Source organism: Nevskia sp., from assembly GCF_021732705.1.
Lineage (GTDB): Bacteria > Pseudomonadota > Gammaproteobacteria > Nevskiales > Nevskiaceae > Nevskia.
The window spans coordinates 206,329-224,563 of the sequence record NZ_JAKFUM010000010.1 but is presented as its reverse complement, the minus strand read 5'-3'; the positions used below and the strand labels follow the sequence as shown (position 1 = coordinate 224,563).

The following is an 18,235-nucleotide window of genomic DNA, read 5'->3' as shown; positions in this document are numbered from 1 at the left end:
ACGGTGCAGCATGCTGCCCCAACATGGAGCTGTGACTGATGCGTGATCGCTTTCTGCAAGGCCTGTACCGGCTGATGAACAGTCCTTTCGGGGCTGTGCTCGGCGGGCTGGTCTATGGCCTGTGGGCGCTGGGCGTCAATCGCCACGCCGGCTGGCCACATGCAGCCGTGATCGGATGCGCCCACTGGGCGATGAGCGTGGCCATCACGATGGGCTGCGTCGCGCTGATGCGCACGCTGTTCTGGCTGCCGCGTAGTCCGCGCAACGGCGCGCTGCTGGCAGCCGGTGGCAGCCTGCTGCTGACTTACACCTTGCTGATTACCGTCCACACGATGATCGGCACGCCGAACATCCTCGTGACCTTGGCGCCCGGCATGCTGCCGACGGTCGGCTTCGCCGTCGTCTTCAGCTCATTGCTGCTGCGCGAGACCGCCGACCCGGCGTGGCGTCTGAGCCTCGAACGCCGTCAACCGAATCCGGAACCTGCCGCAACACGCATGAACCTCGATCTCGTGACTTCGCCGCTGTCCGGAGACCGCCATGCACGCGCGTGATCCGCTCGGCCGTGCGGTGGTCTACGCCATCGACATGCTGAATCAGGGCGCCGGCATTGCCGAAGTCGCCGAACGTGCTGCGCTGCAGTTCGATGACCAGATCGGCCCGCATCTTCGCCACATTATCGAGCACTACGAAGCGCTGCTCGCCGGGATCGATCTCGGTGTCGTCGACTACGACAACCGCAGCCGCGACCGTACCGTCGAACGCGACCCGGTGATCGCGCGTGCCCGCTGCGAGGCGCTGGCACAGAGCCTGACCCGGCGCCTCGAGCGGCCGTGGCCGGAAACCATTGCCGTCGCCTTCGATGGCGGCGTTGCCGGCGACGATCGCTTCGTCAGTGGCTCCACACCGTTGCGCGAACTCCTGTTCGTCGCCGGCCATGCCGTGCATCACTACGCGCTGTTGCGGCTGGTGCTGAAACAACGCGGCCTGTCGCTGCCGGAAGGTATTGGCAAGGCGGCGGCCACCATCCGTTATGAACGCGAGCGTCAAGGCTGATGCCATGCCGCCGGCGTCCGGCCCGGTGAAGGGGCCGGTGGCCATGAATGCCAAGTCTTCGTCGATGAATGCCCCGTACCAGCCCGCCTTGCGGGAGCGGCTGGGCATCAAGCTGTCGCGCCTGGCCCGTTGGGAATTCTGGCCGATGTGGGCGTTCTATCCGCCGATCGTCGCGTACATCTTCACGCGTGCGGCGTTGGGCACGAAGTTCATGGCGGTCACCGCGGTCAACCCTTGCCTGAAAGCGAGCGGCATCGTCGGGGAAACCAAGCACGACGCGCTCGATCCGCTGCAGGCGAACGCGCCCCAGTACGTCGGACAGTTCACGCTGCTGCCGGCAACGGCAACACTGGGCGAACGTCTGGAATGCCTGCGCCAGTTCGTCAACGCCGGTGCCGGATATCCGATCGTGCTGAAGCCCGACATCGGCCAGCGCGGTCGCGGCGTCGCGGTCATCCGCAGCGAAACGCAGGCGTCCGATTACCTCGCGGCCGCTCAGGACGACGTCATCGCGCAACGTTACATCGACGGCGCCGAGTTCGGCGTGTTCGTCTACCGCGATCCGAAGACCGGCCGTGTCGAACTGCTATCGATCGTTCGCAAGTGCTTCCCGAGCGTGACCGGAGACGGCACGCGCAGCCTTGCCGAACTGATTCGGGACGACGCGCGGGCCCGCCTGATCGCGCCTGGCCTGTGGAAGCGCTTTGCCGATCGATTGACCGAGATTCCAGCCGCCGGCGCGGTCATCCCGCTGGTGGAGATCGGGGCGCACAGCCGCGGCTCGTTGTTCCTCGACGGGGCCGATCTGAAGTCCGAGGCGCTGCGTCAGACCATGTCGGCCATCCTCGATGCGGTTCCGGGCTACCACTTCGGCCGCATCGATCTGCGTTGCCCGAGTGAAGCGCACCTGCGCGACGGTGTCGGGCTGAAGGTCATGGAAATGAACGGCGTCACGGCGGAATCCGCACACATCTACAACCCGGGCACACCCTTGCTCGAAGGCTGGAAAACGATGATCGATCAGTGGAAGCTGGCAATCGAGATCGGCGAAGCCAATGTCGCCAAGGGTGCATCGACGATCAGCTTTGTCGAACTGCTGAAGCTCTGGCGCGCCGACAACGAGCGCGGCGAGCGCTGGTTCTAGCACGGTACGGTCAGTCACATCCGGGCCGGCGATCACCGCGGGCCCGCCACACAACCGCAGGAGAAATGCTCATGGAACTGCTCAGAAAACACGGACTCAAGATTCCGGCGCTGTTCGTCTGCTTCGTCTTCATCCAGTCGCTGTTCTTCAAGTTCACCCGCAGCGTCGAAACGATCTACATCTTTGAAGAGAAGCTGGATCCGTGGGCAGCGAGCCTCGGTTTTCCCGGCGCGTTTGCTCCCGGCGGCATCTTCAGCGCGTACGTTGTCGGCAGCATGGAACTCGTCGCGTCGACGCTGATCCTCGTCGGCCTCTTTTCCGGCAAGCGTGCCCTGCTCGGGCTTGGCGCCCTGCTCGGTGTCGGCGTGATGAGCGGCGCAATCTTCTTCCACCTGTTCACGCCGCTCGGCGTCGCGGTGCGTAACGCCGACGGCAGCTTTGACGGCATCTTCTCGCCGCAGGGTGTTGGCGAGCTGTTCACGATGGCCTGCATCGTCTGGCTGTCCTGCGTCTTCCTCGCGTTCCGCAACAAGGACGCCGTGCTCGGCCTGCTGGGCGTCGGCCGCCAGCCTGCAATGGCCTGAAGTACGCGCGCGCCGCGCATCTTCGGGTGCGCGGCGCACTGTGAGCTGCAACACGACCGGGCCTGCAACGGGCATGGTCGATTCAAGTCGTCGTGCGCTGCGCCGCCATTGTGCGTATGCGTCAGCCCGCATCCTGTCGGCACCGATCCTCGGATGGGCGCCGCCTCATCAAGACCGTGTCCATGACCATTGCCATGGCACTGATTTGATCCTGATCAAGCCGCTGCGTCGCGATCCGCTTCGCGGCCGGTCAGTCACCGCCACTAATGTGATGCACGTCTCAGTGGACCTGTCGCCAGGCCACTTGTCGAATGCCGCTCCGGGCGAACATCGAAGAACGTGATTGACCGCGCATATCGCAAGCGACTGTGACCGGTGTCGCTGGCCAATCTTCGGGGAACGTGGAGCGCCGTCATTCCGCATTGCGGGAAGTCCGCGAAGGCCAGTGTCTTCAGCTGACATCTGCAGTCACGAACGATAGGACGACAAACGTGAAAGCCAACTCTGGCGACGGTGGGCGCGAGCTCAGGGACGTCAGGCGACAAGAGATTTGCGGATCACGGGATGCCGAGCAAGCCAGCATCGGAAACGCCTCAGGACAGCGGCCTTGTGCCGCAAGGGGAGCGTTGGCGTTTCGGTGATTTCGAACTCGATGAACCACGCCGTGAGCTTCGCCGCCACGGCGAGCTGATCGAGGTCGAGAAGAAGCCGCTGAACCTGCTGATGGTGTTCCTGCGCCATCCTGGCCAGCTGCTGACCAAGAACGATCTGCTCGAAGCCGTCTGGCCCGGGCGGATCGTCGTCGAGGCCGTGCTCGGCAACGCCGTGGCCAAGCTGCGTGACGCGCTCGGTGACGCCGGCGCGGTGTGGCTCAAGACGGTGTTCGGGTTCGGCTATCGATTCGACGCCCCCGTCGAGCGCATCACCGACGACAACGGCGCCGTCGCGCCGCCGCGGCTCAGCTTCAATGTCGGCGATGTGCCACCGGGTCGTCCGAACTGGCAACTGGTCAGCCGTTTGGGCCTCAGTGGCGACAGCTGGCTGGCAGAACACGTCAAGACCAAGGCGAGACGCGTCTTCAAGTTCACCTCGGAACCGCTGGGACTTTCAGCGCTGAAGCGCGAAGTCACCGTCTTCCGCCTGCTGCGCGAAAGCGTCGGCGAAAAAGCCTGCTACGTCGACGTGCTCGACTGGAACTTCGACGAGCCACCGTGGTTCATTGAAGCCGAATACTGCCCGGGTGGCAGCCTCCAGGAATGGTTTAACCAGCAGGGCGGCATTCGCAACGTCCCGCTCGAATTGCGTCTGGACCTCATCGCCCAGATCGCGGAGGCGCTCGCCGAGATTCACATCGTCGGCATCCTGCACAAGGACCTGAAGCCAGCCAACGTATTCGTCGTCATCAACGCAGACGGCAAGCCAACGATCCGGCTTGGCGATTTCGGAAGCAGCCGCCTGGTCGACGCCACCCGCATCGCCGCCCTCGAAATCACGCGGATGGGCTTCACCCAGGTGATCGACGCCGGCAGCGACACCAGCACCGGCACGCCGCTGTACTTCGCCCCTGAAGTGCTGGCGGGGCAGCCAGTAACGGTCAAGGCTGATATCTACGCGTTAGGCGTGATGCTCTATCAGTTCGTCGTCGGCAATATCAGCCGACGTCTCGATGCTGGCTGGGAATCAAATGTCCAGGACGAGATCCTCCGCGAAGACATTGGTGTGGCAGCGAATGGCAACTCGGAACGTCGACTGGCAGACGCACTGGAACTTGCGCGTCGAATCCGCAGCCGGGAACAGCGTCAGACGGTGCTGGAAGAGCAACGTGCCGCACAGCGGCTGAAGGAACTGCAGGAGCGGAAGCGAGATTTCGTGAAGGCGAGACGTATTGGTTTGCTGCTGGCGGCAGCGTCGCTGGTTCTGGGCATGTTCGGCACGTCGATCTTTGCGCTGCGCGCCGAACGCGCTCGCGTACTGGCGGAAGGCGAAGCCAACCGTGCCCGTGTCGTGGGGGAATTTCTTGCCGGTGGGCTATTCGCGAGCATCAATGGTGACGTTCGGCAGGTCCGTTCCATGACGGTCAAGGAACTGGTTGATCGTGCAGCGGAGAAAATCCCTCAGCAGTTTGAGAATCAGACGGAAGTACAGGCCGATCTACACTTCGCGCTAGGCTCCTCATATGACGTTCTCGAGTACAACGCCGAAGCGGAAGACCAGCTCATCAAAGCACAGACTTTGTACCGAAGCATTCATGGGCTTTCAGATAAAAAGATTCTGGCGATTGCCTCGAAGCGGATCGCACTCAATTACGGGCTGGGCAAACTCCAAGACGTGCTTCCGGAATTTGCAGCGCTCTCGCAGGAAGCGAGCCGTGTGCTTGGCAAGGATACCAAGGAGCTCCTCGATTTCAACCTTGAACTGGCACGCGCGGAGCTGTTTCTCGGGAATTATGTGGAATCAGCGGTGGGTGCTGCAGCGATAGTTGAAGCAACGGAAAAGTCCGATATTGGAACGAATGTTGCAGCCCGCCGAGTGCAGGGACTGAGCTTACTGGAGCTGGATGACTATTCCGCAGCCGAGGATGTGCTGACCACGGCGCTTCAGCGCGAAGGGTCGTTAAGGAAAACTTCGAAGGCGTACATGTCGATTCTCTGCAATCTGGCGAGCGTCGACATCGAGATGGGCCGAGCCGATGCTGCCACCGAGAAACTGACGGCGGCTCGGAAAATCGCCGACGAATGGCTGCGTTCCGGATCGGGTTGGGACAATGTCATTAGCATCGGATTCGCACGCGTGGATTTTCTCAGAGGCAACCACGAACGAGCCGTTTCGGAAGTCAGTCGAATCATCGCGAAGATTGAGGCAGATACCGGCGGAACGTTCGATCAGTCAGGTTTCGCCGTGGCCTACCTTGCTGATTTTTATATCAAGAACAAAAGCTTCGACTCTGCGGAAATGGTGCTGAAGCCTTTGCTCGATTCGATGAGCAAGACCTTGCCGACGACTAGCCTGAAGCTGATCAAGACGAAAATGCTGCTCGCGATTGCGGCAGGGAGCCTTAATCGAAATGTTGATCAAACGAAGCTGCTTGAAGAGATCGTGGTTCCGGCCCGCGCCAAGCTGCAGAAAAATAGTCCATTGATGATGAGGATTGACAGTCTGCTTCAGAATAGTGAAACGCGTATCGCAGATTCCTCTGCGCTTAAAAAATAACTCGGTCGTTCTAGCTAAAACGAGATTACTATGCCACCAGAAAATTTTTCGATTGACGATTTATTCAATGATGCTGGTGTATTGAATGCACTTGAGCTTCTCGAGATTCCCGCGGTTTATCTTGATGATCTGAATCGTGCAGTCGGCGTAGCCCTGCGCGCTGTGACTGATGGCGATACTGGCGATCTCATTCCGACCAACTTTGTACTTCGATTCAAGTTGAAGCTTGACGCAAATGGCTTCGGAGTTCCCGACTGCCAAAGCGAAGCTTGTCCTAGGACGGGAAGCATCGTTCAAATCTCTGGTCCGCCATCGTCTCCTGCGGAAATTGAGGCGATAAACCAGTTTTATCAGGTGGTGGTCGGCAGGAAGGTTGCAGTGTTGCCTGGCGTTTACCTAACGGCATTGCGCAGGGCATTCGATGTTTACGTTTCGAGTAACTCCGTTACATCAGTGAACGTCGATGATCTCGTGTTGGACTTCTCACTCGATGTTGCCGCTGCAACTCGTCCGCGAGCCAACTGTCAGGGACAGGAGTGCCCCGCGGTTGGCAACCTTGGCCACGGTTGAGCGCTAGTCACCGTCGCGCCACACGGACTTGAGCCTAGCAACGACGTTATACCTGCTGCGTCAATAATTTCTGCGCCAACACCGCCGCCTGCGTTCTCAGGTAAAGCCCCACCTTCCGGAGGATAGCCGTCACATGCGACTTGACCGTCGAGTCGGGCACATTGAGATCAGCCATGATCTGTTTGTTCCGGCGCCGTCGACCAGCGCCATCAAGACCTTGAACTGCTGAGGCGTCAGCGACGCGACTTTCTGGGTTAGCTCGCGTTCGTTGAGGTCGGTGCTGACGTCGCTGGGTTCGGTGCCTTTAATACCGGACGGGAGCCATGCCGCGCCTTCGAGATTTGCTTGCTGCGTGATGTAGACCTGTTCTAGGTTGGGTGACTTCGGGAGTAGCCGGTTGCGCCGAAGTCCAGCGCGAAGAAGTTCTGGGGGAGTTCTTCTTCGGTGCAGTTAGATTTGATCTGTCGGCTTTCGTCGGATCAACACAGGCTAGAGAACGGCGCTTTGTCGGGCCCGATGAATCGCTTTGAGATTTCGCTGAATGACGCATTTTGCGGTCGGCGATCGATCCTGCGACACCAATGCGATCTGAGCAGTCGTCTCTTGCGACGTCAGCCGTAATTGGTCGTGTGGCGCGATTCCCCGTCACGCCGTTTTTTTTTTTTTATGGCTTCTGATGCGAGGGACGCGGGCATAATCGGCTTCGCTTATTTGCCATGACCGACCATGCACTACCGCCACCGCTACCACGCCGGCAACTTCGCCGACGTGTTCAAGCATGTCCTGCTGACCGGCTTGCTCGATGCGCTGGGCCGCAAGGACAAGCCTTGGGCCTATCTCGATACCCATGCCGGGGCCGGGGATTACGATCTGGGCGATGTCGCTGCCGATACCACCGGTGAATGGCGCGACGGCATCGGTCGGTTGAGCGGCCTGTCGGCAGCGACGGTCCCGGAGCCACTCGCGCGGTACCTGGCGCTGGTTCGTGATGGCAATGCCGATGGCGGCTCGCGCTTTTATCCGGGGTCGCCGTTTCTCGCGAAGGCGCTGGCGCGGCCGGGCGATCGTCTGATCCTGTGCGAGAAGATTCCCGAAGTGGCTGAGGAACTTCGTCATGCGATGCGCGGGACGAACAGCGCAATCCATGTTCGCGACGGGTACGAGGCACATGCCTTGCTCCCGCCGAGCGAGAAGCGCGGTCTGGTACTGATCGATCCGCCGTTCGAGCGGCCGGACGAGTTCGAAGCCGTGTCGGAGCTGATCAAGAAGTCGGTGGCGCGCTTCGCGAATGGCATCTATGCGGCGTGGTATCCGCTGAAGAACACCCATGTCGCGTCGAGCTTCGTGCGTCGCGTGGCACGCGAGACCGCTCGACCGACCCTGGAGCTGACGATTGATGTCGATCTGCCACCGCGCGAGCCGTCGCCCGTGACCGGCATCGTCAAGCATCCGATGTCGGCCTGCGGGCTGGTCGTGGTCAACCCGCCGTACGGATTCGACGACGCCGCGCGGGCTGCGCTGCAGTTCCTGACGCCGATCCTCGCGCAGGGCTCGCGCGCGGCGTGGACCGTGGCGACGGTGCCCTGAATGCAGCCGCAAGGCGTTTTTGAGCGGGTATGCGGTATGTCCGCATCAGGTGGTGTCGCCATCCCAGCCGAGCCATGCGGTTGGAATTCTGAAGCGGCGCGGCCGCTGGCCGGCGGAAAGTCTCGCATCGCACTGGCCGAATGCCGTCAAAAGGGCTAGCGTCAGGCGCAACGACGCCCTGCTACCGGAGACTGTCATGGCCACTTCGTTCAAGAATGCATCCGCACCGGCGCGCCCGGCGCTCGAGCCGAGTCGCTGGCTGCTGAGCACGGTGCTGCTGGCCGGCTGTGTGCTCGGTGCCATCGCGGCGTTTGCGATTGCGCCTGCGGTCGACGCCAGCGTGCCGGTTGATCGCGAGCTGGTGCGGCTGCTGCACGGCATGGCGCTGGTCAAGCTGGCATTTGTCGCCGCGATGGCCGGCTTGCTGGTGTGGCGCTTCGGGAGCCCCGTGGAAGCACCGATCGCTGCTGGTTATCTGTTCAGCCTGTGGAGCATCGCCACCGCCACGGCGCTGATCTGGAAGTCCGCCTACATCGGGCCGGCCGCGCTGCTGTTCCACGGCGCCGGCTTCGCCTTCCTTCTGCTGGCGATGCGCGACGAGCGCCTGGTGCCGGAATCGCTGAAGCGCTTGCCGCGCAAGCCCTGAACCCGCGACCATGCGCGCCTGAACCCGCCGGCGCGCGCGGGCCGGTGGTCGACGCGCCCGCGTCGCCTGCCGCAGCCTCTGCGACGGCTCAATCCGATGACCAATGACTGACGGCCCACGAGCCGCCGGCGAGGAGCGTGCGATGGACCCCGTCCTGGAACTGAACCTGATCGAACGCGTCGCCGTTGGCGACGTCCTGCGCCGCCGTGCGCGGGACAGCGCGGATGTCGAAGGCTTCATCGACTACGGCAGCGGCAGCCGCGTGGCGTGGACCTACGCGGCGCTGAACACGAGGGTCAACCGGCTGGCGCGCGGGCTGCGCGCACTCGGGCTGAAGCAGGGCGATCGGCTCGGGCTGATTTGCGGCAACGGCGCGGATTTCATCTCGACGCTGTTCGCGGGCTTCAAGTCCGGCATCGTCATCGTGCCGATCAATTATGCGCAGTCCGCGGCCGATGTCGGCTGGACCCTGAACCACGCCGGTGTCGCGGCCGTGGTGGTCGAACGGCCGCTGCTGGCGACGTTCGCCGGGGTCGATCCGCTGCTGGCGCCGACCGTGCACCGGATCATTGCCGGCGGTGACGCGGACGGAGGGCAGATGACCCTTGCGAGCCTGATCGATGGTCAATCCGACGCCGAGATCGACGACGTCGTGATCCATGATCGCGACACCGCGCAAATCATGTACACCAGCGGCACCACGTCGAAGCCGAAAGGCGTGATGAGCTCGCATTTGGCGCTGGTGCTGGCCGGCTACGCTAACGCCATCGGCTACGGCTATCGCAAGCCGTACACCGCGCTCAACGTGCTGCCGCAGTTCCACATCGCGGCGGAAGTCGGGCAGATCATGACGATGATGCTGGGCGGCCGCGTGGTCAGCCTGCGCGGCTTCGACGCCGCACGCGTCGCCGATCTGATGGAAGCGGAACGGGTGTCGAGCTTTGTCGGCCTGCCGGTGATGTGGAAAGCGATGCTGGCCGTACCGGACCTTGCGACGCGCGATTTTTCGTCCCTGCAGCGCTGCACCTATGCGATGGCGACGATGGATCCGGAGACGGTGGCGCGGCTGGAGGCCACGTTCGGTTGCCAGTTCGATCTGCCGGGCGGGCAGACCGAGTTCACGCCGTGTCCGACGATCCATCTCGGCGGCACGCCGACCGAGAATCCGGGCGCGAACTGCTGGGGCCAGCCGACGCCGCTGACCGATCAGGCCGTGCTCGACGATGACGGTCGCGAGTTGCCGCCCGGCAGCATCGGCGAGATCTGCTGGCGCGGGCCGCAGGTCATGAACGGCTATTACCGCAACGAGGACGCGACGGCCGAAGTCCGCCGCCACGGCTGGCATCACTCGGGCGATCTCGGTTTCGTCGACGCCTGCGGCCAGCTGCAGTTCGTCGACCGCAAGAAGGACATGATCAAGACCGGCGGCGAGAACGTGGCATCGGCACTGGTCGAGGAGGCGCTGCTGAGCCATCCCGGCATCGCGATCGCTGCCGCAATCGGCCTGCCGCATGCGCGCTGGGGTGAGGCGGTTTGCGCCGTGGTCCAGCCGCGGCCGGGTGCCAACGTCACCGAAGCCGACGTGCTGGCCCATTGCCACGAGCGCCTCGGCAGTTTCCAGCGACCGAAGCGTGTGCTGGTGCTCGAGCAGCTGCCGATGACCGCCACCGGCAAGATTCGCAAGGCCGAACTGCGGCTGCAGCACGCCGGGCTGTTCGCGAGCGACTGACGGCGAACAGCGCCGGCTGGCCGTCGGCCCGCTGTTCCCCGTATCCGAAGTGTGACCGGCAGCCGGTCTCGACGCCGTCAGCCGCATGACCGACTTTCCGGCTGCGCCGCCGCGTGACGATAATCCGGCCACCGCTGCGGCGCGAGGCGGCTCGCGTGTCCTTCCTGTTTCGCGCCTTGATCGATGCCGAGTCCGGCAGGAGTCCACCATGGCGATGAACCCCGAGTACCGCACTTATCTCAACAACGAATGGAATGCCGGGCGTTTGCTGCGCCCCGGCGTGGCCCTGCAACAACTGCGGGCCGAGCCGCGCAAGTTCCTCCGAACCTATCCGATCCAGAACAATTACGACCCGGCCGCCTCCGGCGTCTACCAGGTTCACCTGTTCAATGGTGGCGGCGGCCACCGGCCCGGCACCGTGCTGCGAACCCAGAACCTGCACGCGACGCAGTCGTTCACCTTGCAGGGCGGCATCGGGCAACTGGGCGAGGGCCACCCGGTGTGGGTCCACGGCCTGTTCACGGCGGCTGCGAACGCGGCGGCGCCCATCGTCTGGTATCGCCTTGATGCCAACGGGCCGGATCTGATGGTGACGGCCAAGCTCACCGGCTGCACCTTCGTCGCCCGAGCGGTGGCTGGCGCACCGGGGTCCGTCGATGTCGCCCATATCCAGCCCACTGTGGCCGAGAACGGCGTGCAGCTCAACAACCGTCTGGCCGCCACCGCCGGGCAACTGACCTACGGGCGCAACAGCTACGACATTACGAGCCGCTCGATCAACGTCATCGGCGTGCGAGTGGGCGGACAGTGGAAGATCTACGCGCAAAAGCTCGACAAGCATCATTTCGCGATTCGCAGCGTCCATCGGATCTTTCCGGCCTGAGCGGCCTGAGCGGCCTGGCAACGTGGTCGCGAGGCGCGGCCAGCGGCGAGGGCAATCCATCGGATAATGACGGTACGACCGACGCCGACCGAGTTCCATGATCGAAACCCTGCACGAAGGAAAATTCCTGCGCCTGCTGCGCGATGGCCGCTGGGAGTACGTGGCCCGCACCAACGCCAAGGGCGCGGCGTTCATCGCCGCGGTGACCGATGCCGGCGAGCTGGTGATGGTCGAGCAGTACCGGGTGCCGCTGCAGGCCGCATCGCTGGAACTGCCGGCCGGCATCATCGGGGACGAGGCCGAGCATGCGGACGAAGCGTTCGAGGCCGCCGCGCTGCGCGAGCTGGAAGAGGAAACCGGCTTTCGCGCGGGCAAGATCGAACACATCCTCACCGGGCCGACGGCGCCCGGCATGTCGTCCGAGCTGCTGCATTTCTACTACGCCAGCGAACTGGTCCGCGTGCACGCCGGCGGCGGCGTGGAAGGCGAAAACATCACCGTGCATCTGGTGCCGCTGGCCGGCGCCACCGAATGGCTGCTGGCACAGATGGCGGCTGGCAAGCGCTGCGATCCGCGGGTGTTCGTCGGCCTGTGGTTCGCGGCGCGGCACCGGGCCGAGCGCATCGTCTGAGGCGATTGACCCGCGCTGCGATCAAAGCAGCCGCGATGGTGGAAACAGCCGCGACTCGGGCAATGCCTGCGCCTCGCTGACCGCGCGGCTCAGCAGGCGGTCCGCCTGCACCGGGCCCAGGGTTTCGGCGGCGGCGACGTAGATCGCGTGCAGGGTGTCGGCCAGCCGTGCGTCGTCGGCATCGGCCAGTGCCGCCCAGGACTGGCTCGCGAACCAGACCAGCAGCAAATCTGCTGGCTTCACCCGGGCGACCGTGCCGGCACGCGCCAGCGCGATCGCGAACTCGCGCTGCGCCGCCGGGCCGGACGCGTCGATGCCGATGCGCAGGCTCATCGTCAGCGCGCGGAAGATCGCCATTGCCGGTCGATCGCTTGCTGCTGGAGGTACGGCGACCGGTGGTGGCTCGACCGCCGCAGCAGCGGGTTCGATAGCGGGCGGCGACGGCGCAGCCACCCGAGCCTTCGGCGCATCGTGCTGGATCAGCGCCTGATACAGCGCCAGCCGCACGGCACCGCTGCGCTTCGGCGGCAGGGCCTGCAGCCGTTCGAGATCGGCCACGAAATCGACGATCGCGAGCGGCCGCGTCGGGCCATACGCATGTGCCCACAGGTCCAGCGCGGATTGCGCGGCGGTTTCGTCCAGCGCCGCGCGCAGGCCGATCAGGATCGCCGCTTTCCGGCGCTCGAAGGCAGCGTCTGCCACGGTCATTCCTTGCCAGCGTGAGTCAGGTCGCGCTGGAACTCGGGGTAGCCGATTTCATAATGCTCGGAAATGTCGAGCCCGCGCTGTTCGTGGCGGCTGTCGGCGCGCAGGCCGATGGTCCGCGACAAGGTCCAGAACACGGCGTAGGCCATCGGGAACGCCCACGCGAATGCGGTGCCGATGCCGATCAGCTGCACGATGATCCGCGAAGGGTCGAACAGATCGCCGCGGTAGAACAGCCCGGCGGCGAACGTGCCCCAGACGCCGCCGACGGCGTGCACCGGGACCGCGCCAACCATGTCGTCGAGCTTCAGCCGCGCCATGGCGTCGGTGGCGAGAATCATCAGCCCGCCGGCGACGAAGCCGGTCAGCAGCGCGAACGGCGGCGACATCGTGGCACAGCCGGCGGTGATCGCCACCAGCCCGGCGACGGCGCCATTGATCGCCGTGGTCATCAGCACCGGTCGATTCAGCACGCGCTGCGCGGCGTTCGCGCCGATGAAGCCGAGACAGCCGGCGAGATGGGTGTTGACCGCAATAAGGCCGATGTCGGCGGTCGCGGCCAACGTCGAGCCGCCGTTGAAGCCGAACCAGCCGAGCCACAGGATGAAAACTCCGAGCGCCATCAGCGGCAGGTTGTGGCCGGGAATGTCGCGCGCCGCACCGCTCGGCGCGAAGCGGCCGAGCCGCGGGCCGAGCACGATCACCGCCGCGAGCGCCGACCATCCGCCGATCGAATGCACGACGGTCGAGCCGGCGAAGTCGATGAAGCCGAGCTGCTTCAGCCAGCCGTCACCGCGCTCGAAGCTGCCCCAGACCCACGCGCCGAACACCGGGTAGATCAGCCCGGTGACCAGCATCGAGCCGATGACGTACGGCCAGAAGCGCATGCGCTCCGCCACGGCACCCGAGACGATGGTCGCGGCCGTGGCCGCGAACATGATCTGGAAAATGAAGAACACGGCGCTGCGGCCGTTGGCCAGATCCGGCGCGAAGTCGCTGGTGCCGATCCAGCCGCTGTGGTTGGCGCCGAACATCAGACCGTAGCCGAGCAGCCAGAACGCCAGCGCGCCGTAGCACATGTCGGCGTAGTTCTTCATGATCACGTTGGTCGCGTTCTTCGCCCGCGCCATGCCGCCTTCGAGCAGCGCGAAGCCGGCCTGCATGAAGAACACCAGCGCGGCGGACATCGCGACCCAGGCGATGTCGGACGGCGTATCGAGCACACCCGCCGCGTGAGCGGACGGGCTGCCGGCGGCGCACAGCGCGATGGCAGCACGCGTACGGCGGCGCATCCGGGGGTTTGCGTCCATGACTGACCTGTCCGGCTTCGGAAGAATGACCGCGCGGTGGACGCAAGAACAGCGCCACGCACGTCGCCGCCGTGGCCGACTGCCGCGATCGGCAAGGTTGGCGACGGATCGGCAGATTCGACCGGTGTCAGCGCGGCTCGGCGCTCGCTTGATCTCCAAGCCCATGATTGCCTTGGATTTATCGGCTGGCATCAACCGTGGACCTTCCACCGATGCGCCACTCCCGACGCGCTGCTGCCGGAGAATCACATGTCCCGAATGTCCACGCTCGGTTGCCTGGCCGTTGTCGCTGCTGTTGCCACCGCCAGTTCGATGGCCGGCGTCCTCAGCGCGGCCGAACCGGCTGCGCCAAAGGACGCAGCCACGGCCAGAACCCCGCCGAAAACGCCGATGCCGGACGCCGTGAACGGAACGCCCGCGCCCGGTTCAGGCGATCTGAGTGATCTGGCCAAGGACAAGCCGCTGGTCAAGCGCGACAAGACCAAGGCTGATCCCGCCACCGCCAATGGCCGCGCCGAAACCGTCGGCTCCGATCATCTGGCGCGCTACGACCTGAACAAGGATTTCCTGATGTCGCCGGCCGAAACGCAGGCGATGCTGGACGACGCGCATGCCGTGAAGAAGTAGGCGCACGCCGTTCAGCCGTCACTCGGCGGGTCACGCATGGGGGGCGCGCGGGCGAAACCGGCCGGTACGCAGACGCGGCGGGGCGGGACGACACTCAACGCGCCAGCGTCGGATAGCCCTGCAGAAACACCCAGTCCGTGGCTTTGGCTGGCGTGTGGCAGCCGAGGCAGTCCTTCTGATAGCTGACGGAGGCGTTGGTCGATGGCTGCTTCGCATCGAACAGCGCCCAGCCCCAGCCATCGCCCCAGTTGCCGTTGCCGGCATGGCGACCCTTGCTGTCCTTGACCATGACGAACCAGACCTTGTTGTCGCCGGCCCACAGCGCCGGCCCGGTGGTCAGCGGCCCGGATGTGATGCCGCGAATCTCCTTGACCAGGGTCGCGCCATCCGGCCATTGCCCGGTCTTGCGGAAGCTCGCAGCGCTGGCCGGCTCGGTATAGACATCGTGAAAGCCTTGGCCCGGCGCACCGTCCTGCTGCACGACCCACGAACCGAGATGGGTCCAGCGGGTGCGGAAGTCCTTCGGCAGCGTGATCGTGCCCCTGGCGTCGACATACGGCGAGAACGGCGCGCGTTCCGGCCCAGCCGCAATTGCGCCGGTGGTGGACCATGCGAAGGCAACCGCGATGCCGGCGCGGAAATGGGAAGTGACGAGTCGCAGCATGCTGAATCTCCGGGCGTTGCCAAGCGCAACCCCGGCAGTGTCGGCGGTGACTCGGCGAACGTCTGTCTTGCCGATGACAATTCAGGCCAGAAGCTGCGTGAACACGTCCCGACGTTCGATGCAGATGTACTCGCGGGTGTAGCGCAGGCAGCCATCCTTGCGCCACTGATTGAGCGTGGCCGTGACCACCGGCCGGCTGACGCCGGACAGCTCGGCCAGCTCCTGATGCGTCAGCCGCACATCGATTTCGTGACCGTGCCGGCAGTGCTGGCCGCAGAACGTCGCCAGATCGAGCAGCACCGCCGCGAGTCGTGCGCGGACATCCAGCCGCAGCAGCGCGTCCAGCCTCAGTTCCAGAAACCGCTGGCGGCGCGCGAGGGATTCGATGATCGCCGCCGCATCGCTTGGCTCGCGCGGTGGCGTGCGCGGCAGCACGCGGAGCCGGGTCACGCCTTTGGCCACGGCCGTTTCCACTGCGGCGCCGGGATGACCATCGAGCGCGCCGAACCAGTCGCCCGCCTTCAGCAGCGCCACCGTACCGGCATCGCCATCACGGTTCAGCCGCGTCAGCTTCACGTGGCCCTGCAGCACGCAACAGGCGCCGGGGCAGTCGTCGCCCTGACGGTAGATGATGTCGTGATGGCGGAATTGCATGGCGCGGCAGTGTAGCGGCGCCGCGGGGCCGCACGTCGCGCGCTTGCGACACCTGCCCGGCTGGCCTATCGTCGCGGTATTGAAGCCGGGGGTGCCGGCCGCGGGAAGGGATTCCGCGCGGCAGGCTGAGAACAAACCCTTGGAACCTGGCCGCGGCGCAAGTGCGCCCGGCGTAGGGAAGGCTTGCGACCGCGCGCGAGCCCTCGCGTCCGCAGTCGCGTCTTCCCGTCGAATTCGCATGAGGAAGACCGATGAGCGCCGTACCGAAAGCCGTTGCCGATCAGCTGACCCAGACCAAGGCCGATGCGCTGAGCGCCGAAGTTCGCGAGCCGTTCGCGAAGAGCCGCAAGATCTACGTCACCGGCTCGCGTCCGGACATCCGCGTGCCGATGCGCGAGATCACGCAGACACCGACCCGGCTGCACGGCAAGGATGGCGAAGTCGCCAATCCCCCGGTCACCGTCTACGACACGGCCGGCCCGTACACCGATCCTGACGTGCAGATCGACCTGCTGAAGGGTCTGGCGCCGCTGCGTTCACCGTGGATCGCCGAGCGCGGCGACACCGAAGAACTGAAAGGTCCGACCTCGATCTTCGGCCGCATCCGCGCCGCCGACGACAAGACCGCGCACCTGCGCTTCAGCCACATCCGCAAGCCGCTGCGCGCGAAGGCCGGCCAGAACGTCACCCAGATGCACTACGCCCGACGCGGCATCATCACGCCGGAGATGGAGTTCGTCGCGATCCGCGAGAATCAGCGCATTGCCGAGCTTCACGAGTCGTACAAGGCGGCCGGCTACCTGAAGAAGCACGCCGGCAACAGCTTCGGCGCCAGCATCCCGGCGCTGATCACGCCGGAATTCGTGCGCAGCGAAGTGGCCCGCGGCCGCGCCGTGATCACCGCTAACATCAATCACCCGGAACTGGAGCCGATGATCATCGGCCGCAACTTCCTGGTGAAGATCAACGCCAACATCGGCAACAGTGCTGTTACCTCGTCGATCGCCGAGGAAGTCGAGAAGATGGTCTGGTCGACGCGCTGGGGCGGCGACACCGTGATGGACCTGTCGACCGGCAAGAACATCCACGAAACCCGCGAGTGGATCATCCGCAACTCGCCAGTGCCGATCGGCACCGTGCCGATCTATCAGGCGCTGGAAAAGGTCAACGGCAAGGCCGAAGACCTGACCTGGGAAATCTTCCGCGACACGCTGATCGAGCAGGCCGAGCAGGGGGTCGACTACTTCACGATCCACGCCGGCGTGCGGCTGGCCTACATCCCGCTGACGGCGGATCGCGTGACCGGTATCGTCTCGCGCGGCGGCTCGATCCTCGCCAAGTGGTGCCTCGCGCACCACCAGGAAAACTTCCTGTACACGCATTTCGAAGACATCTGCGAAATCATGAAGGCCTACGACGTCACCTTCAGCTTGGGTGACGGCCTGCGCCCCGGCTCGATCGCCGACGCCAACGACGCCGCCCAGTTCGGCGAGCTGGAAACCCTCGGCGAGCTGACCCAGATCGCCTGGAAGCACGACGTGCAGGTGATGATCGAAGGTCCCGGCCACGTGCCGATGCACCTGATCAAGGAGAACATGGAGAAGCAGTTGAAGGACTGCGACGAAGCGCCGTTCTACACGCTCGGGCCGCTGACCACCGACATCGCGCCGGGCTACGACCACATCACCTCCGGCATCGGTGCGGCGATGATTGGCTGGTTCGGCACCGCGATGCTCTGCTACGTCACGCCGAAGGAGCACCTCGGCCTGCCGGACAAGAACGACGTTCGCGAAGGCATCATCACCTACAAGATCGCCGCCCACGCCGCCGACCTCGCCAAGGGCCATCCGGCTGCGCAGATCCGCGACAACGCGTTGAGCAAGGCGCGTTTCGAGTTCCGCTGGGAAGACCAGTTCAACCTCGGCCTCGACCCCGAGAAGGCCAAGGAATTCCACGACGAAACGCTGCCGCAGGAAGGTGCCAAGCTGGCCCACTTCTGCTCGATGTGCGGCCCGCATTTCTGCTCGATGAAGATCACGCAGGACGTCCGCGACTACGCCGCCCAGCAGAAGCTCAATGCTGCCGACGCGCTGAAGCACGGCATGGAAGAGAAGGCCGCCGAGTTCAAGGCGGCGGGGGCGGAGGTTTATCGGCGGGAATAGTCGCAGACATCCAGAGTCTTAGCGTGGATGCCGGAGATGACGCCGGGATGGGTCGAATCGGTATCAACGCCAG

General features: G+C 64.6%; 18 protein-coding genes. 13 read left to right on the top strand and 5 right to left on the bottom strand.

The features are described 5' to 3' along the window. Positions 1-38 precede the first annotated feature (38 nt). The 6 genes from QZ951_RS12370 to QZ951_RS12345 all read left to right on the top strand — a co-directional run bounded on the left by QZ951_RS12370 (position 39) and on the right by QZ951_RS12345 (position 6,564). Complete coding sequence (locus tag QZ951_RS12370; RefSeq protein ID WP_293000977.1) at positions 39-554, top strand: hypothetical protein; 516 nt, start codon at positions 39-41, stop codon at positions 552-554. Then, the gene (locus QZ951_RS12365; protein ID WP_293000976.1) at positions 541-1,056 is read left to right on the top strand and encodes a hypothetical protein; all 516 of its coding nucleotides are present in this window, start codon (positions 541-543) and stop codon (positions 1,054-1,056) included. Before QZ951_RS12370 ends, QZ951_RS12365 begins: the two co-directional genes overlap by 14 nt. A gap of 43 nt (positions 1,057-1,099) precedes the next feature. Continuing rightward, positions 1,100-2,200: a hypothetical protein gene (locus tag QZ951_RS12360; RefSeq protein WP_293000975.1), complete on the top strand. Its 1,101-nt coding sequence runs from the start codon at positions 1,100-1,102 to the stop codon at positions 2,198-2,200. A 71-nt stretch (positions 2,201-2,271) separates the two neighbouring features. Beyond that, a complete protein-coding gene (locus tag QZ951_RS12355) occupies positions 2,272-2,784 on the top strand; it encodes a hypothetical protein (protein ID WP_293000974.1) in 513 nt (170 codons plus the stop codon). Between the two features lie 564 nt (positions 2,785-3,348). Further along, positions 3,349-5,994, top strand: coding sequence for a protein kinase (locus tag QZ951_RS12350; protein WP_293000973.1), 2,646 nt, complete (start codon positions 3,349-3,351; stop codon positions 5,992-5,994). Positions 5,995-6,024: 30 nt separating this feature from the next. Beyond that, the gene (locus QZ951_RS12345; RefSeq protein ID WP_293000972.1) at positions 6,025-6,564 is read left to right on the top strand and encodes a hypothetical protein; all 540 of its coding nucleotides are present in this window, start codon (positions 6,025-6,027) and stop codon (positions 6,562-6,564) included. A gap of 46 nt (positions 6,565-6,610) precedes the next feature. Here the strand turns inward: QZ951_RS12345 and QZ951_RS12340 are convergent, their stop codons facing one another. Then, positions 6,611-6,739, bottom strand: coding sequence for a hypothetical protein (locus tag QZ951_RS12340; protein ID WP_293000971.1), 129 nt, complete (start codon positions 6,737-6,739; stop codon positions 6,611-6,613). Positions 6,740-7,290: 551 nt separating this feature from the next. Here QZ951_RS12340 and rlmJ point away from each other — a divergent pair. From rlmJ to QZ951_RS12315, 5 genes are all read left to right on the top strand, one after another. Then, positions 7,291-8,151 carry a 23S rRNA (adenine(2030)-N(6))-methyltransferase RlmJ gene (gene rlmJ / locus QZ951_RS12335; protein ID WP_293000970.1) on the top strand — a complete coding sequence of 287 codons (861 nt, stop codon included), beginning with the start codon at positions 7,291-7,293 and terminating at the stop codon, positions 8,149-8,151. Between the two features lie 196 nt (positions 8,152-8,347). Continuing rightward, entirely contained in the window at positions 8,348-8,797 is a 450-nt protein-coding gene (locus tag QZ951_RS12330; protein WP_293000969.1) for a hypothetical protein, read from the top strand. Between the two features lie 142 nt (positions 8,798-8,939). Next, a complete protein-coding gene (locus tag QZ951_RS12325) occupies positions 8,940-10,526 on the top strand; it encodes an AMP-binding protein (protein ID WP_293000968.1) in 1,587 nt (528 codons plus the stop codon). 85 nt (positions 10,527-10,611) lie between these two features. Then, positions 10,612-11,409, top strand: coding sequence for a hypothetical protein (locus tag QZ951_RS12320; protein ID WP_293000967.1), 798 nt, complete (start codon positions 10,612-10,614; stop codon positions 11,407-11,409). A gap of 97 nt (positions 11,410-11,506) precedes the next feature. Continuing rightward, positions 11,507-12,040, top strand: coding sequence for an NUDIX hydrolase (locus QZ951_RS12315; RefSeq protein ID WP_293000966.1), 534 nt, complete (start codon positions 11,507-11,509; stop codon positions 12,038-12,040). A gap of 21 nt (positions 12,041-12,061) precedes the next feature. Here QZ951_RS12315 and QZ951_RS12310 read toward each other — a convergent pair whose 3' ends face one another. Beyond that, entirely contained in the window at positions 12,062-12,742 is a 681-nt protein-coding gene (locus QZ951_RS12310) for a hypothetical protein (protein ID WP_293000965.1), read from the bottom strand. A 2-nt stretch (positions 12,743-12,744) separates the two neighbouring features. Beyond that, on the bottom strand, positions 12,745-14,055 hold the full coding sequence (locus QZ951_RS12305) for an ammonium transporter (RefSeq protein ID WP_293000964.1): 1,311 nt from the start codon (positions 14,053-14,055) through the stop codon (positions 12,745-12,747). A 249-nt stretch (positions 14,056-14,304) separates the two neighbouring features. Here QZ951_RS12305 and QZ951_RS12300 point away from each other — a divergent pair, with 249 nt between their 5' ends. Next, positions 14,305-14,682, top strand: a complete 378-nt coding sequence (locus QZ951_RS12300) for a hypothetical protein (protein WP_293000963.1) — start codon at positions 14,305-14,307, stop codon at positions 14,680-14,682. Positions 14,683-14,776: 94 nt separating this feature from the next. Here QZ951_RS12300 and QZ951_RS12295 read toward each other — a convergent pair whose 3' ends face one another. Beyond that, positions 14,777-15,346 (bottom strand): cytochrome P460 family protein, encoded by a 570-nt coding sequence (locus tag QZ951_RS12295; protein WP_293000962.1) that lies wholly within the window; start codon positions 15,344-15,346, stop codon positions 14,777-14,779. Positions 15,347-15,427: 81 nt separating this feature from the next. Further along, on the bottom strand, positions 15,428-16,000 hold the full coding sequence (locus QZ951_RS12290) for a Crp/Fnr family transcriptional regulator (RefSeq protein ID WP_293000961.1): 573 nt from the start codon (positions 15,998-16,000) through the stop codon (positions 15,428-15,430). A 251-nt stretch (positions 16,001-16,251) separates the two neighbouring features. Between QZ951_RS12290 and thiC the strand changes: the two genes are divergently transcribed. Further along, complete coding sequence (gene thiC / locus QZ951_RS12285; RefSeq protein WP_293000960.1) at positions 16,252-18,162, top strand: phosphomethylpyrimidine synthase ThiC; 1,911 nt, start codon at positions 16,252-16,254, stop codon at positions 18,160-18,162. Positions 18,163-18,235: the final 73 nt, after the last annotated feature.